The organism is Arcanobacterium pluranimalium (assembly GCF_016907845.1).
Lineage (GTDB): Bacteria > Actinomycetota > Actinomycetes > Actinomycetales > Actinomycetaceae > Arcanobacterium_A > Arcanobacterium_A pluranimalium.
Genome location: NZ_JAFBCS010000001.1, coordinates 20,455 through 36,013 on the forward strand (window position 1 = coordinate 20,455; position 15,559 = coordinate 36,013).

The 15,559-nt window shown below is 52.5% G+C and carries 14 protein-coding genes; 3 read left to right on the forward strand and 11 right to left on the reverse strand.

Going from position 1 to position 15,559, the window contains the following annotated elements:
• Nucleotides 1-96: 96 nt before the first annotated feature.
• A complete protein-coding gene (locus tag JOD55_RS00075) occupies nucleotides 97-540 on the reverse strand; it encodes an arsenate-mycothiol transferase ArsC (RefSeq protein WP_204397435.1) in 444 nt (147 codons plus the stop codon).
• 188 nt (nucleotides 541-728) lie between these two features.
• Here JOD55_RS00075 and JOD55_RS00080 point away from each other — a divergent pair, with 188 nt between their 5' ends.
• A complete protein-coding gene (locus tag JOD55_RS00080; protein ID WP_204397437.1) occupies nucleotides 729-1,613 on the forward strand; it encodes a Cof-type HAD-IIB family hydrolase in 885 nt (294 codons plus the stop codon).
• 230 nt (nucleotides 1,614-1,843) lie between these two features.
• On the opposite strand, the gene JOD55_RS00085 is transcribed toward JOD55_RS00080, so the two are convergent.
• From JOD55_RS00085 to JOD55_RS00105, 5 genes are all read right to left on the reverse strand, one after another.
• Complete coding sequence (locus JOD55_RS00085) at nucleotides 1,844-4,447, reverse strand: ATP-dependent Clp protease ATP-binding subunit (RefSeq protein WP_204397439.1); 2,604 nt, start codon at nucleotides 4,445-4,447, stop codon at nucleotides 1,844-1,846.
• Nucleotides 4,448-4,598: 151 nt separating this feature from the next.
• Nucleotides 4,599-5,066, reverse strand: coding sequence for a D-aminoacyl-tRNA deacylase (dtd, locus tag JOD55_RS00090; protein ID WP_204397441.1), 468 nt, complete (start codon nucleotides 5,064-5,066; stop codon nucleotides 4,599-4,601).
• Nucleotides 5,067-6,152 (reverse strand): CAF17-like 4Fe-4S cluster assembly/insertion protein YgfZ, encoded by a 1,086-nt coding sequence (gene ygfZ, locus JOD55_RS00095; RefSeq protein ID WP_204397443.1) that lies wholly within the window; start codon nucleotides 6,150-6,152, stop codon nucleotides 5,067-5,069.
• Between the two features lies 1 nt (nucleotide 6,153).
• The gene (locus tag JOD55_RS00100; RefSeq protein ID WP_239538914.1) at nucleotides 6,154-6,795 is read right to left on the reverse strand and encodes a heme-binding beta-barrel domain-containing protein; all 642 of its coding nucleotides are present in this window, start codon (nucleotides 6,793-6,795) and stop codon (nucleotides 6,154-6,156) included.
• A 16-nt stretch (nucleotides 6,796-6,811) separates the two neighbouring features.
• Entirely contained in the window at nucleotides 6,812-7,594 is a 783-nt protein-coding gene (locus JOD55_RS00105) for a hypothetical protein (RefSeq protein ID WP_204397447.1), read from the reverse strand.
• 738 nt (nucleotides 7,595-8,332) lie between these two features.
• On the opposite strand from JOD55_RS00105, the gene JOD55_RS00110 reads away from it, so the two are divergent.
• On the forward strand, nucleotides 8,333-8,956 hold the full coding sequence (locus JOD55_RS00110) for a DUF47 domain-containing protein (RefSeq protein WP_338022162.1): 624 nt from the start codon (nucleotides 8,333-8,335) through the stop codon (nucleotides 8,954-8,956).
• A gap of 2 nt (nucleotides 8,957-8,958) precedes the next feature.
• Complete coding sequence (locus JOD55_RS00115) at nucleotides 8,959-9,957, forward strand: inorganic phosphate transporter (RefSeq protein WP_204397449.1); 999 nt, start codon at nucleotides 8,959-8,961, stop codon at nucleotides 9,955-9,957.
• Between the two features lie 175 nt (nucleotides 9,958-10,132).
• On the opposite strand, the gene pstB is transcribed toward JOD55_RS00115, so the two are convergent.
• The 5 genes from pstB to JOD55_RS09260 all read right to left on the reverse strand — a co-directional run bounded on the left by pstB (nucleotide 10,133) and on the right by JOD55_RS09260 (nucleotide 15,534).
• A complete protein-coding gene (gene pstB / locus JOD55_RS00120) occupies nucleotides 10,133-10,912 on the reverse strand; it encodes a phosphate ABC transporter ATP-binding protein PstB (RefSeq protein WP_204397451.1) in 780 nt (259 codons plus the stop codon).
• Nucleotides 10,913-10,966: 54 nt separating this feature from the next.
• On the reverse strand, nucleotides 10,967-12,082 hold the full coding sequence (pstA, locus tag JOD55_RS00125; protein WP_239538915.1) for a phosphate ABC transporter permease PstA: 1,116 nt from the start codon (nucleotides 12,080-12,082) through the stop codon (nucleotides 10,967-10,969).
• On the reverse strand, nucleotides 12,079-13,092 hold the full coding sequence (locus JOD55_RS00130) for a PstC family ABC transporter permease (protein ID WP_420827029.1): 1,014 nt from the start codon (nucleotides 13,090-13,092) through the stop codon (nucleotides 12,079-12,081). Before JOD55_RS00130 ends, pstA begins: the two co-directional genes overlap by 4 nt.
• A gap of 206 nt (nucleotides 13,093-13,298) precedes the next feature.
• Nucleotides 13,299-14,393, reverse strand: a complete 1,095-nt coding sequence (gene pstS / locus JOD55_RS00135) for a phosphate ABC transporter substrate-binding protein PstS (RefSeq protein WP_204397461.1) — start codon at nucleotides 14,391-14,393, stop codon at nucleotides 13,299-13,301.
• Nucleotides 14,394-14,544: 151 nt separating this feature from the next.
• Complete coding sequence (locus JOD55_RS09260) at nucleotides 14,545-15,534, reverse strand: NUDIX domain-containing protein (protein WP_204397463.1); 990 nt, start codon at nucleotides 15,532-15,534, stop codon at nucleotides 14,545-14,547.
• Nucleotides 15,535-15,559 lie beyond the last annotated feature (25 nt).

Genomic DNA, 15,559 nt, shown 5'->3' on the forward strand with positions numbered 1-15,559 from the left:
TTGCTGTGTGGTTAAATATCCAAGTTCTCACCAGCAAAACTCACTGGCGAGTTGCCGGCTGGCTGTGCAGTTTTGAGCGAGCAACGTTGCAACTGGTCAGCCACGCGTAGCGAGTAGGCGTTCGCCCAGCTCCTGCACACGCTCATACAGTTCATCGCGGATCATATCCATCCGCTCCGCACCGTCGATACCGCGCAAGGAAGGCTCGTCTGTTTCCCAGCGCTCAATCTGCGCTTTCATGCCGGGCACAGGTTCAACCTGCGCTTCCTTCCCGATGATGACGACGGCGTCTGCGCACCGCAACGTATCGGCGTCGATAGCTTTGGGAAACTCGCCCTCAAAACTCGCTCCAATTCCTCGCACACTCTGCTCTGACTCGGAGTTGAGGTTTGTGCCCGGATGCGTACCAGCTGATGTGACGTCAACACGCTCGGCATACATATGTCGCATCAAAGCAGCAGCCATCTGACTTTTCCCTGCATTTTTCACACAAATGAAGAGCACCTTGGGCCTCGGGTGAGTGATCTCCGGTTGAGTCATATTGTCTCCTCTGAGCAGAGTTCGATGAGTGGTCTACCTCCAATATCCTATCCTCAATCAGAGTAGAAAGCTCCGCCCAATTTCAGCATGTGCGAATTTGTTGAAACAGGCATTAACACGAGCTTTTGAGAGGAGGCGCATTGTAAAATGGCTTTGAGACTGGCAATGCCCGCTATGAAAGGAACGACGTGAATACGTTTCCCTCGGATGCACAATCAATCAATGAATCTCAACTTCGCAATCTTGCACGTCAGATGGGGAAACTAGACGCAATGGCCTTCGATGTGGATGGCACTATTGCTGACGGCGAATCCTACGTGTCTGATCGCACTATCGCGGCGTTGCGAGCATTAAGCGAGCGAGGCATTGAAATCATCATCGTTACTGGTCGTCTTTGGGATTCTGCAGCTGAGATTATGCGCAGAGCAGAGCACGACGGAATCGCAATCGGTTCAAATGGAGCTATTATCGGGCACTCTTCCACTGGTGAGATTTTCCACTCACAACCGCTCACGGCTGACGAATCACGCACGATCATTGAGATCGGTAAAAAATACGATCTCATCACAACCATATTTTCTGAGGATTCCATCTACGTGGAACAGCTCGACATGAGCAGTGATTTTTTGAAGGGCGCTCATCAGAATCTCCCTATCAAAGTGCAAGATTTCTCTACGATTGAACCGCGCCACATCTTCAAGATGATGTTCGGGCACATGGATGCCTCCTATCTTGACGAGATCTCTCCTGAAATTCTCAAGCATTGTCCAAGCGCACAGCGCTCAATCGACAACTTTTTTGACATCGCTTCGCTCAGCGAGGGGAAAGGAAAAGCAATGCGCATTGTGGCAGAAAAGACGGGTATCTCACTTGATCGCGTTGCCGGATTTGGCGACGGTGGCAACGATGTTGATTGGCTAGGAATTATCGGCTGGCCAGTGGCAATGGGCAATGCTCGCGCTGAGGTAAAAGACATTTCGCGTGCGTGCATTGGGCATCATGCAGACGATGCAGTCGCGCAGTTCTTGGAGATTTACGTGCAGGAATTCGACCAAGGCTTCACCGGCATGTGAGCTTCAATGCCGGCAGACATCGCAGCTTTGATATTTTTTGGGGTGCTTTTGGCAACTAGTCGATATGTGCAGATGTTGCGAAAAGCGCCCCAAAACTTCGGCAGTGCTCGATTCCAGTGATCTCTTGCTGAGATATGTGCTGGCAATGTAAGGGGCGGTGTGGAAATCCACACCGCCCCCAACAATTAGCACATTGCAAAGCTACGTTAGCTTTGCACAGTTAGCACTGCTTATTCAGTAAGGTCAGCCTGTACTGTGGCTTCTTCAACTCCCGAATCGTCCACATCAGTCTGTGGGACCAGATTAGTGGGCTGAGCTAAACCATCAATCTGCTCTCCACCACTGCCACGTTTCACACCTTCTGGGAGCTGGAAATCAGAATCATATCCCGTGAATGTAAAGCTCATCGGAATATCATCCTCGTCCACGTCCACCACGATCGTCTGACCAGCAGAAAACTCTCCAAAGAGTAATTTCTCAGAAAGAACATCTTCAATATCGCGTTGAATAGCGCGGCGCAAAGGACGCGCGCCAAGCACCGGATCATAGCCACGATCAGCCAAAAGCTGCTTAGCATCTTGCGAAAGAGCAAGCGACATTCCCTGATCGTTGAGACGCAAATCCAGCTTGCGAATCATCAAATCGACGATCTGCAGAATCTCCGGGCGCTCCAGCTGTGGGAATACGATGATATCGTCCACACGGTTGAGGAACTCAGGCCGGAAGTGGTTCTTCAGCTCCTCATTCACACGCAACTTCATACGCTCATAAGAGGTCGAAACATCGCCGTCCATCTGGAAACCAGTAACAACGCCTTTGGCAATATCTTTCGCACCTAAGTTCGTCGTCATAATGATAATGGTGTTCTTGAAATCGACCACGCGCCCCTGAGAATCCGTGAGCCGGCCCTCTTCCAAAATCTGCAACAAAGAGTTGAACAGATCCTGATGAGCTTTTTCAATCTCGTCAAAAAGCACTACCGAGAAAGGCTTACGCCGCACTTTCTCCGTGAGCTGGCCACCCTCGTCATACCCCACATATCCCGGAGGGGCACCAAAGAGCCGCGACACCGTGTGCTTCTCCTGGTACTCGGACATATCCAAAGTGATCAAAGCTTCTTCATCGCCAAACAGGAACTCGGCAAGAGCCTTGGCAAGCTCCGTCTTACCCACACCTGTTGGACCGGCAAAAATGAACGATCCACCCGGACGGTTCGGATCTTTCAGCCCAGCGCGCGAGCGACGAATCGCCTGCGAAATCGACTTTACCGCCTCGTGTTGGCCAATAACGCGCTTATGCAGCTCGTCTTCCATACGAAGCAACTTCGCCGATTCAGCCTCAGTGAGCTTGAATACTGGGATACCAGTAGACATCGACAGCACTTCTGCAATGAGATCCTCATCCACCACGGAGACGACGTCCAAGTCGCCGTCTTTCCACGCCTGCTCGCGTTCCGCGCGCTGCGTACTCAACTGCTGCTCCTTGTCGCGCAAAGCAGCAGCTTTTTCAAAGTCTTGACCATCAATAGCCGCTTCTTTATCGGCACGCACAAGAGCGATCTGCTCATCCAGTTCGCGCAACTCAGGAGGCGCAGTCATCTTCTGAATTGCCAAGCGCGCTCCGGCTTCGTCGATAAGATCAATCGCCTTATCGGGCAAGAAACGATCATTAATATAACGATCAGCCATAGTCGCAGCAGCTTCGAGCGCCTCATCAGTAATAGTTACGCGGTGATAAGCCTCGTAGCGATCTCGCAAGCCCTCCAGGATCGCGATAGTCTCTTTCACTGTGGGCTGCTCAACCTGAATCGGCTGGAAACGACGCTCAAGCGCAGCGTCTTTCTCAATATACTTACGGTACTCGTCGAGAGTGGTGGCACCAATAACTTGCAACTCACCACGCGCCATCATCGGTTTCAATAACGACGCCGCGTCCAACGCGCCCTCCGCCGCACCGGCTCCCACCAGGGTATGAATCTCATCGATAAAGAGAATAATATCGCCGCGCGTATTGATTTCCTTGAGAATCTTCTTCATGCGATCCTCGAAATCGCCACGATAGCGAGAACCGGCCACCAAAGAGCCCATGTCAAGGGAATACAACTGCTTCTCTTTGAGTGTCTCGGGCACATCGCCAGCAGCAATCGCCTGAGCGAGCCCCTCAACAACAGCCGTTTTACCAACTCCAGGCTCACCAATGAGCACTGGATTATTCTTCGTACGACGTGAAAGCACCTGCATAACTCGCTGAGACTCATTGTGCCGGCCAATCACGGGATCAAGCTTATTCTCACGAGCCGACTGCGTTAAATTACGACCATACTGATCGAGAATCGTTGAACCGCTCTTACCGCCGTCGCGCTGCGAACCTGCACCAACACCAACCGCTTCCTTGCCCTGATAACCGGACAGCAGCTGGGTGACCTGGTTGCGCACCTTAGTCAGATCCGCGCCAAGCTTAACGAGAACCTGCGCTGCAACACCTTCCTGCTCACGGCAAAGGCCGAGCAAAAGGTGCTCAGTGCCGATGTAGGAATGACCCAACTGCAAACCCTCACGCATCGCATATTCGAGTACTTTCTTGGCTCGTGGCGTGAAAGGAATGTGCCCCGATGGCTCTTCTTGTCCCTCGCCAATGATGTCTACTACCTGCTCACGGACAGCATCAAACGAAACATCGAGCGCCTCAAGCGCCTTTGCAGCCACGCCTTCGCCCTCTTTGATAAGACCAAGCAGAATATGCTCCGTCCCCAAATAGTTGTGTTTCAGGCTACGCGCCTCTACCTGAGCCAATACAATGACCCGGCGAGCCCGATCTGTAAACCGTTCGAACAATGTGCTCTCCTTGATAGGAATTAGAAGATCCTGCGCCATGAGGGCGCGCATACAAAAGCTGCGCTTAGGCAACTTGACTACCTAAACCATATGCGTTGACTATCAAGCAACCAAAACCATTTCGCCGCTGGCGTGACTTACCAGCACACGGCTAAACCTCAGCAATAATCGTGAACGGCCCGTCATTAACTAAGGCCACGTCCATCATTTCGCCAAACTCACCCGTTTGCACCTCGATGCCATAACCGCGCACAGCTGCTACGACGTCGTCAAACAGCGGCTGAGCCACCGCGCCTGGCGCCGCCTTCGACCACGATGGCTTCCTCCCTTTGCGCACATCCGCATAGAGCGTGAACTGGGAAACGAGCAGCACAGAAGCGCCACTTTCTTCAACCGACACCCGCTCATTAGGTTCATCCGACCCCTGCGGCGAACGCAACAGTTTGAGCTGAGCAATCTTGCGGGCCATTTTCTCAACCTGCTCCGGGCCATCGTCATGCGTTATGCCTAGCAGCACGCACAACCCGGCATCAATTGCCCCAGCCTGATGCGACTGACCAGTCTCTTCATCAATAACAGTCACACTCGCCTGCTTCACACGTTGAATAACTGCTCGCATTTACTTCGCTCCTTTTCGCAATTCCGATCCGGGACGCTCCTGCGGCGAAACCGAAGATTTCCCCTCAGCCGAGACGATTTCCTCTTGCACCGCCACAAAATCGCCTACTCTAAGCTGGTCACTTACCGGAGTTGACCGCTTAATGAGCGCCAAACCCACCGGCCCTTCTTCAAAATCGCGCGCCACCGACGTCAGCACGCCAACACGCCGCTCACCCCGGAAGACCTCGGTTCCAGGAGCAGGCAAATCACCTTCTGGGCCTTCGAGATACAAATAGGTAAATCTCCGCGGTGGCCTGCCCAAATTCACCAATTTCGCCACCGTTTCCTGACCACGGTAGCATCCCTTGTTCAGATGCACCGCCGTGCGAATCCAATCAAGTTCGTGCGGAAGTGGCGAATCGGCACCATCAAGCGCTAATCGCGGACGGCGGTCTACGATACGAGCAGCTTCCCACGCAAGCAGACCTGCCGGCATCATCCCCTCCTGCAAGAGTTTTTCGACGACGCCGGGCGCGCGCTCAGGCGGCAACACAAGTAGCGTACGTTTTGCGTTGCGAGCCGGGTGTGCGTCGTCGGCAATTCCGTAATGCGCACCGCCTGGCAAAGTGTGTGGCCACGGATCTTGCCACGTGATAAGCGCAGCTTCGCGTACACTCGCCTGCAGCTCAGACGCTGAGATAGCTAAGCCAAGCACCACCGCCGGCACCGCCTTAATCTCCACACGCAGCATGAATTTCATCGACTCGAGGAAGTCTATCAGCGGCTGAGCTTTGCCAATATCAGTGATCAGCCAAATCGACTCGCCGTCGTCCGTTACGGCCGCCGCGTGTTCGATATGTCCATGCGGATCCAAGATGAGCATCTCGCGTGACTCACCAGGAAGCATATCGTTAAAAGGGCAGGTAGAAAGGTTGTGAAGCCAATTTTTCCGATCTGCACCTGTTACAGTCACAACTTCCAAAAGCGACAAATCAGTGAGCGTACGCCCACTGCGCAAGGCTTCTTCTTCCGCAAAAGGATTGCCAAAATGCGCGGGTACGCCGGCATCATCATCCAAAACTGCACCTTTGAGCAGCGAATACATCTCAGCTCTCCTCAGGCTGATCAGCGTTTTCTGAGGCTGCGGCGCCGGTTTCGACGCGCTGTGCATCGACCGAATCGTCAAACTGGCGCGAGAGTCTGCCGGCGAGGTAATTGCGCATCTCAAAGCCGAAAGCTTCCATATCGTAGGCGTAGAAAAGATCCGATGCCACATTACCGGCAATAATCTTGGCGCCGTTAAGCTCCGCACCCGACTCCGAGCGAGCAATCGCATCAGTAATCAGTTGCAAGCGCGGACCATTCACAAGACCGAACCAGACCTGACTCGTGCCCGCAGGAGAAGCGATCATAGCTTCGAGTTCGACAGCGCCATCATCACGCTTTTTCGCATTGGGATTCGCACGTAGATATCCGGTGGAAGTCGACCACTGGATATCTTTCGTCAGACGGTCATAGGTGACCTGACCGGAGGCTTCCTTATCTACCGAGCTGGCAGGCTCTTTGGCCAGCCAGATCGTCGACTGGAAACGCAGATACGGACCACCGTCGTTATTATCAATTCGTAGTTCATGCACATACGCCGAGGCTGGAACGTTGTCGTATTCGAGCACGCCGCCACCGCACCACGAATCCACAAGCCACCCAAGCGGATAATTTTCTGGCGCCAAATTTTCAGGAAGTCTCATAACCATAGAATTAAGGCTAATCGACTAAGAGCCCAATCGCTAAAGCAACCATCCCTAATGCTGAAAACGGCACAAAAGTACGGGAAATATTTGCTTGCAAGCGGCCAGGTCTGAGCACATCAGCGACGGCACGTTGCGTCAATTGGAAAGCGAGCGGCACAGCCACTCCGGCAAGAATACCCGACCACCAGGGCAAAGACAGGATCAGCGCCGAGGCGCCACCCACGACGATGCCATTTATCAGCGACACAAATTCCAGCGTGCGTGACTGAAAAGCATGGAAAATCGACACAATGCCGCTTATGAGAGCAATCATCACCGATATACGAATCCCGTCGACCAAATTAGCTGCATGGATCCACAAAGTTGCCGAGGTCAGAAGCGTAATTCCTAAATAAGTTCCCGCCAGCTGTTCGAGACGACGAAAAGCGTCTGCCGGACGCATCATTTCAGTAGCAAAAACGACGACGATGCCAAATGCCGCTGCAAGCGCACTGAGCGTGAGCGATCCCCAAATCCCCGCTGCGAGCAGCAGGAGAAATACTAAACTCATCGCCAAACGCGTGGTAGAGCGGTTGGGGAGGTTGAGCAGAACTGGCCAGCCGAGAATCAGCAGCGAACCAATGATCATGACCACGACGACGATTCCCCACGGCGCAGTTACCGCGCCAACGGCCAGGAAAGTCGCTGCGACGATGCTCAGCAGGGCACGCACGTAGAGGAAACTGAGTCCAGCAAATTCACCGTCATCAAGATGATATGAAACGGTATCTTTTGGCTCATTGTTCTGCTCAGTCACAGTGAAAATTGTGCCATGTATGCGCTCAAAGTGGCAATTAACAGCTGTTATCACCGGTTTTCCTCGCACGTTCGTTCACCGTTTCTCAAAATCAAAGGAAAATGTGCGCGAGTTTCGCGTAGACGCAGCGCATGAGCTGCGTTAGAGTATTGGCAAGACACCGGATCGCGAAAGCCCCGGGCTCCAATAATTTGCCGCTACGAGCGGCCTTCGCGCCGACAGGCGCTCTCGGGTTCGGTGTCCTAAGCTTTTCGGGCGAGAACCGTGGTTCTCGCCCGATTTTTGTGCTCTCACCCGATTTGCACCCTCGCCCGAGGTGCCCCCACGCACACATGCCCCACCCAAGGCACCAACCTCCCCCGAGCTCGCACGCTCACCCAAGACCCCCACACACGCCCCAAGGCCCCAAGTGTCAGACCAGCACAAACACCCTGACCCCCAAACCAACACGTGCCCCGCCCGAAACGCCCACGCCCTTGTACCAACACAAACCCCGAGAATTTTGGGGCGCTTTTGGCAACATCTCGATATATGTCGACTAGTTGCCAAAAGCGCCCCAAAACTTCACCACGTACACTCTGCCACCCACACCCCGTGGGCTAAACGTCCTACAAAGACGTCGGTTTTGTAGTGATTTTTCCCCTGATCATGCACGAGTTCTTCCTTGCACTAAGCTCTGAAGCCAAAGTTGTTTTATCCTTAGTTTGTCAATCGTTCACCTGTTGTTTAGGGGAAACTGTGGGACTTCGTAAGTTCTCGGGCGGCCCAACCGTCACTCAACTCATTGCTGACCAGTCTGAACATCTCGTTCGCGCCGCCAAAGTGCTGGTGCAAGTCGCTGAAGCCAGCCCAGAATCGCGCGTTGAACTCAACAAAACGCTCCACGATATTGAAAACGATGCCGACGAAGCGTGCCATCGCGTACTTCAGAAAATAAACTCCAGCTTCGTGCTCCCCTATGATCGTGAAGATCTTTTTAGCCTGTCATCTCTGATTGATGACTGCGTGGATTTGATCGACGAGTCGGGCGATAACATGGTGCTTTACAACGTCGATACGCTCCCAACTGAAGCCCATAAATTGGTTGCAATCATCAACGACTGCGCACGCATCACATTTGATGCCCTGTCGAAAGTTGATTCAATCGACGAACACATGCGCGCATATTGGGTCGAGATCAACCAGCTTGAAAACCACGGCGACACCGTCTACCGCGGCCTCATTTCCGAACTTTTCGCCTCCTCAGACAATCCAATGGAAGTTCTGAAGATGAAATTCGTCCTCGACCGCCTCGAGTCGGCAATTGATCGTTTTGAGACTCTCGCCGCCGTCGTTGAAACCATTGCCATCAAGGAGTCCTAATCGTGGATGTCACCTTACTTTTGGTGAGCTTGATTGTTGTTATTGCGCTCGTTTTTGACTTCACTAACGGTTTTCACGACGCCGCAAATGCTATCGCTACCTCCGTTGCCACCAATGCGCTCTCACCGCGCGTAGCACTGGGAATGGCAGCAATCATGAACTTTATTGGAGCCCTGCTTGGCACTGGCGTGGCAGAGACAATCGGCTCCGGTATCATCAGTCCTCCTAAAGACGACGCCGGTCTAGTCGTCGTCCTCGCAGGCTTACTTGGCGCCATTGCTTGGAACCTTATCACCTGGTGGTTTGGCCTGCCGTCGTCGTCATCCCACGCATTGATCGGAGGGTTGACGGGCGCAGGCGTCGTCGCATCGGTAACCGTGTACTGGGGAGTTATCGGATCGAAAGTTATCGTACCGATGTTCCTCTCACCTGTTGTGGGCTTTGGTTTAGCTTTTCTCCTCATGAAAATTACGCTGAAAATTTTCCAGCACGCCACCTATCGCAAAACGATGCGCAACTTCCGTCACGCACAGACCGTTTCTGCTGCTGCAATGGCCTTGGGGCACGGTTTGCAAGACGCACAGAAAACGATGGGCGTTATTGTGTTGGCACTGGTCGCAGGCGGGTATTGGCACGATACGTCAATCCCCACTCCAATTAAGCTGGCTGCCGCAGCAGCTATCTCACTTGGCACTTACACAGGCGGTTGGCGCATCATGAAGACGCTCGGTTCCAAGATTATTGATCTTGATCCAGCGCATGGCTTCGTGGCTGAAGGTGTGGCTGCCGGCGTGCTCTACACGACGGCTTTCTTGTGGCACGCCCCCATTTCGACGACGCACACCATCACCTCGGCAATCATGGGCGTAGGTGCTACCAAGCGTAAATCGGCAGTTCGTTGGGGCGTAGCAGGCAATATCGTTGGAGCATGGTTCCTCACGATTCCGGCAGCAGCGTTCTTTGCAGCGATCTTCTATCTAGTGTTTGCAATGTTCGTCTAAGCACGCAAAACACTTATATGAGCATGCAAATGTAACTTATACAGGCACGTAATAGTGCCGGTGCGTAATTGTGTTGGTGGGGAGCAGTTCGAACTGAACTGCTCCCCACCAACACAATCTGCTTTTCTGTGCCAATCAGCTAATCAGCTAATCAGCCAATCAACCAATCAGAAAATCAGCCGAAACGCCCAGATACGTAATCTTCAGTTTCTTTCTTGGCCGGATTGGAGAACATCTTTTCTGTGTCGTCATATTCGACCAAATGACCAGGCTTCCCAGTCCCCTCAATATTGAAGAAACCAGTCTTATTAGACACGCGTGCAGCCTGCTGCATATTGTGGGTCACAATCACGATTGTGTAATCCTTCTGCAGCTCCTGCATGAGGTCTTCAATAGCTAGCGTGGAGATAGGATCGAGCGCCGAGCAAGGCTCATCCATCAGCAGCACATTCGGTTTTACTGCAATTGCTCGGGCGATACACAGACGCTGCTGTTGTCCTCCAGAAAGTGAGGAACCCGGACGATCGAGGCGATCTTTCACTTCATCCCACAGGTTCGCTCCCCGCAAAGATTCTTCAACAACCCGATCCGCATCCGATTTGGAAATCTTGCGATTATTAAGTCGAAGACCAGCCAAAACATTATCGGCAATCGACATCGTTGGGAATGGGTTAGGACGCTGGAACACCATACCTACATGCTCACGCACGCGTACCGGATCCACGCCCTCAGCGTAGATGTCTTCACCGTCAATAATCACTGAACCCTTGGAATAAGCTCCCGGAATAACTTCATGCATACGATTGAGCGAACGCAAGAAAGTCGACTTTCCACAGCCAGAAGGGCCAATAAGCGCCGTAATTGAACGTGGTTCAATCTCCACGTTCACATTCTCAACCGCAAGAAAATCGCCGTAGTAAATGTTGAGGTCTGAAACCTGTATTCCCTCTTGCACGTCATATCCTTTCTGCGCGGCACTAGCCGCAATAATAATGCGGTGTGTAGCCGCTTACTCACCCTTAGGTGCGAATCGCTTTGCGATCCAGCGGGCTAAAAGATTGAGAATTAAAACTATGAGAATGAGGAGCAATGCGCCAGCCCACGCAGTTACCTGCGAACCTTTCGTGTATTCGTTGTATACATACACTGGCAAGGTGAGCATCTGCCCCTCAAACATATTCATATTGTAAACATCAGTGGTACCAGCAGTAATCAAGAGCGGCGCCGATTCGCCAATAACGCGGGCCACAGCGATCACGATTCCCGACACAATGCCCGAAAGCGAGGTACGCAAAACAATCTTCACAATCGTTGCAGATTTGGACACACCAAGTGCGTAGGAAGCCTCGCGTAAGTCTTTCGGCACGAGTCGGAGCATTTCTTCGGTATTTCGTACGACGATCGGCGTCATCAGTACTACCAGAGCCACCGACCCCATGAATCCAGACTTAAATTGCGTGCTTCCAAACAGCTGCAAGTTGATCATCGGAATCATGGCCGCGGCAAACAAACCAGCAACAATTGATGGAATACCGGTCATAACATCGACGAGGAACGTGATAACTCGCGCGAAAGTTCCACGGCCGTACTCAACCAGATATACGGCTGTGAGCACGCCGAATGGAATCGATATTAACGCAGTAACACCAGTAATAAGCAAGGTGCCCACGATGGCGTGCCCGGCGCCGACAATTGCGCTTGGGTCCGACGATCCAAAGGTAGTGGCCGTGAGGTAGCCACCGCTCGAAAGCTTTTCCCAACCGTGCGCAATTACCGTGTAGAGCAGCGAAACTAGTGGAATCACTGCCATCACAAACGCACCGACGATCACGTTTGTTGCGATACGATCATTTCCGTATCGGCGACCTTCCACCACATAACCAGCAATGCCAGCCACAATGAGGAAAATCAGCGCAGCAACTAAGCCCGCACCCACATAATCTGGCTCTTCTTGCCCAAAAACTAAGAACGTGGCAGAAATACCAATCGCAATGGCACCGGCCACCAGATTGAACCATTTGGGAAGTGTACGCTGCTTGCGTGACTGCTTCTGCGGCAGCGTTGCAGGCATTTTTGGCTCTTGCGTTCCGTTGGAACGAATTTGAGAAGTAACTGTAGTGCTCATGCATTCGCTCCTGAGAATTCTGCATAACGGCTAACAATTGCTCGCGCGATAAAGTTCACCACGAAAGTGATCACGAACAAGATAAAGCCCAAAGCGATCAAGAAATCCGATTCTAAACCGGAAGCTTCGGGGAATCGCAGTGCAATTTGAGAAGCAATTGTTGAATGCTGACCTGGCGAGAATATCTTGAAATTCACCATGAGACCCGGCGATAGGACCATCAACAAGGCCATTGTTTCGCCCAGTGCGCGGCCAAGTCCGAGCATCGAGGCCGATACGATTCCTGAGCGTCCATGCGGAAGTACCACCATCTTAATCATTTCAAAGCGAGTGGCACCCAAGGCGAGTGAGGCTTCTTCTTGGAGGCGCGGCGTCTGGAGAAAAACTTCACGCGCAAGTGAGGTGATGATCGGAAGAATCATCACCGCAAGAATGATGCCGCCCATCATGATGTTTCGCGCTGGCGGAGTGAAAGCTAAAATGTCTGGATTAAGTGGCCACCAGTCGTAACTCTGTGCCAGGCTCTTAAATCCGGGCAAACCTCCCGACCACACTTCTTGGCCATCAAGCATTTCTTTTTTACCAGAGATGAACTGCAATACGGGAGTAAAAGTGGTGGAGATCCACTGCAAGATCTGGCGCATCAATGGCTCAAGTGACCACATTCCCCACAGGCCGAACACCACAGAGGGAATTGCCGCCAAAAGATCAATAACATATCCGAAAAACGATGCCAAACGGCGAGGAGCGTAATGCGAGATAAACAGCGCAATGCACACTGCAAAGGGAACTGCGATCAGCAGCGCAATTACTGAAGCCAGCAAGGTGCCGAATATCGCTGCACCAGCAAAACCCCAAAATCCGGTGTCCTTTGCGAATCCGACTTCCGAAGTGATCGTCTCACTCGAAGCGAATAATGCGTTCTTTGACGAAAGCAGTAAGAAGATGGCAACTGCAGCTAAAAGAACCAAAATGAGCGCACCAGCGCCAGAAGAGAACCAACGAAATATCTGGTCAGCCCGACTCCCCTTAGCCACCGGCGACCAAATCGCGTGCGGTTTTGATTCTTCGTAAACGCTTTGTTGAGAATTCACACTCGTACTTTTCTGTGTTGGTGTTACATCGTTAGGCAATGACGTCACCGATCCTATACACGTCCTTGACATGACTCTGTGGACCAACCCCGCTGTGAAGGTTGGTCCACAGAAAATCTAGGTCAGCCCTTGATCTGCTTCAGAGCACTCTCGACTTTGCCACGAAGAGTGTCGGAGATTGGAGCGTTTCCACCCTTTGCCTTCGAAGCTGCTTCCTGGCCTTCCTTCGATGCTACGTAGCTGAAGTATGCCTTGACGTTAGCAGCGTCTTTAGCATCCTTGTACTCAGTACAACCGATGAGGTAGGAAACCATAACGATCGGGTATGCACCCTTGATCGAACCGTCACGCTTGAGGTCAACGGTGAGACGACGCTCGCTCGCGTCCTTGGTTGGTGCCGAACCGTCGACGATCTTTGCAGCTGCCTCAGGTGAGTACTTGAGGAACTCACCAGAAACTTCAACAGCAGCAGTGCCGAGCTCGCCCACCTGGGAAGCGTCAGCGTAGGTGACTGCACCCTGAGTGGACTTTACCAAGTTCACAACGCCGGAAGTCTTTTCTGCCGACTGCGTACCAGTGCGTGGCCATACGTCTGCAGGCTTGTGGGTCCAGCTTCCTGGAGCTGCAGCTGCGAGGTACTGCTGGAAATTCTCAGTGGTGCCGGACTTATCTGCGCGGTTAACAGGAATGATGGCGAGATCTGGAAGCTTTGCATCCTTGTTGAGATCTGCGATTGCTTTGTCATTCCACTTGGTGATCTTGCCGTCGAAAATCTTTGCGATAACGTCGGCTGAAAGGTTGAGCGACTTAACGCCGTCGAGGTTGAACGCAACCGCAATTGGTGAGATGTAGAGCGGAAGCTCGAGTGGCTCTTGCCCGGAGCAACGCTCGGTAGCCTTCTTAACTTCTTCTGGCTTGAGCATCGAATCAGAACCAGCAAAAGCAACCTTGCCTGCGATGAACTGGTCACGGCCAGTACCAGAACCGGTTGGATCGTAGTTAACTACTACACCAGAGTCTTTGGTGAAGTTGTCACGCCATGCCTGCTGTGCATTAACCTGTGACGATGCTCCTGAACCATTGAGGGTTCCGGTGGATTTGCTTGAGGAGGACTTCGTCTCCTCGTTATTCTTCGAATCAGCTGACGAGCACGCTGCGAGTCCCAGCGTGAGAACTGCCAAAGACGCAACTGCTGCGTATCCACGTTTGATGTTCACTATTTATTCCTTCGTGTACGGGAGCGGAGGGAAAACCCCTCAACCAATCCACACTCTAAAGAAAGAAATTTAAATCAAATCCGTTAATTGGTTAACGCATGGTAAACACTTTGCGTCGGTGGTTTACCTCCCACTAACCACAAGTAAATATCTATTCAAATTCACTGGTCACGTGCTCAGTGGCGACGATTTTCGACTTCTTCCCACGCCTTGATGCGATATGCATCACAAACATATCGCCCGGTTTCAACCACGGGTCAGCATAGGGAAAAGTCTCGAGCACCGAATGAGATGCGAATTCACTAAAAGTCTGAAAGGTCAGCGCCAAGGTTGGACGGTGTAAACAGATAACGTACGGATCGCGCGCAGTCTCCACCACATTCCTTATTTCTCGCGAAAAATGCTGCGGTTCCACAACATATCCGCGTTCGGTCAGTACCATTTGCGTTCGCAGCGACGACGCCGTTATCCGTGCGTAGTCTTTGACCGTATCTTTACACCGTTTCCACGGAGAGCTCAGCACCTCTTTAACCCCGTAAGCTGATAGGTCGCCATTAATTTGGGTCACTCGCTTCTTTCCAGACGGCGCCAATGGGCGCGTGTATTCTGGCCCGGCACCGTTTTTCCACGATTCGCGTTTAATCGCTTTGGCGTGGCGCAATACGATAACTGGCGTGGTCACGAGCTCACCACGGTCAAAGTATTTCTTCAGCTTTCCAAGCATCTTTTTGTCATCGCTGGACGTGAGCATACGGCGCGCTCGACGAGCACTCACCCACCGGCGCTGATCGACTTCGCTCGCCCGCGCCAAATGCGCTTTCGGACGTGCGCTGAGAACGGTGTCGGAATCGTTGATAACGCGAGCAGACCAGTAGCGGACGGCTTTGGATCTTCCGTCCCCAACGACGTACCGCTGCCAACCGAGCGGACGGCCTAAGACGACGTTCACGCCGCCTTCTTCAAATAGCTCACGCACGCAACATGCCCGCAGCGTCTCACCTGGTTTGACCTTTCCTTTCGGAAAAGACCAGTCACTCCAATGCGGGCGATGAACGATAAGCACTTCGAGCGTGCCGTCGTTCACTCGCCATATGAGCGCACCGGCAGCATAAATATCGGCGTTTTTGCTGATCTTTGCCACCGCTTATTTACCCTCCGCTTGCGCT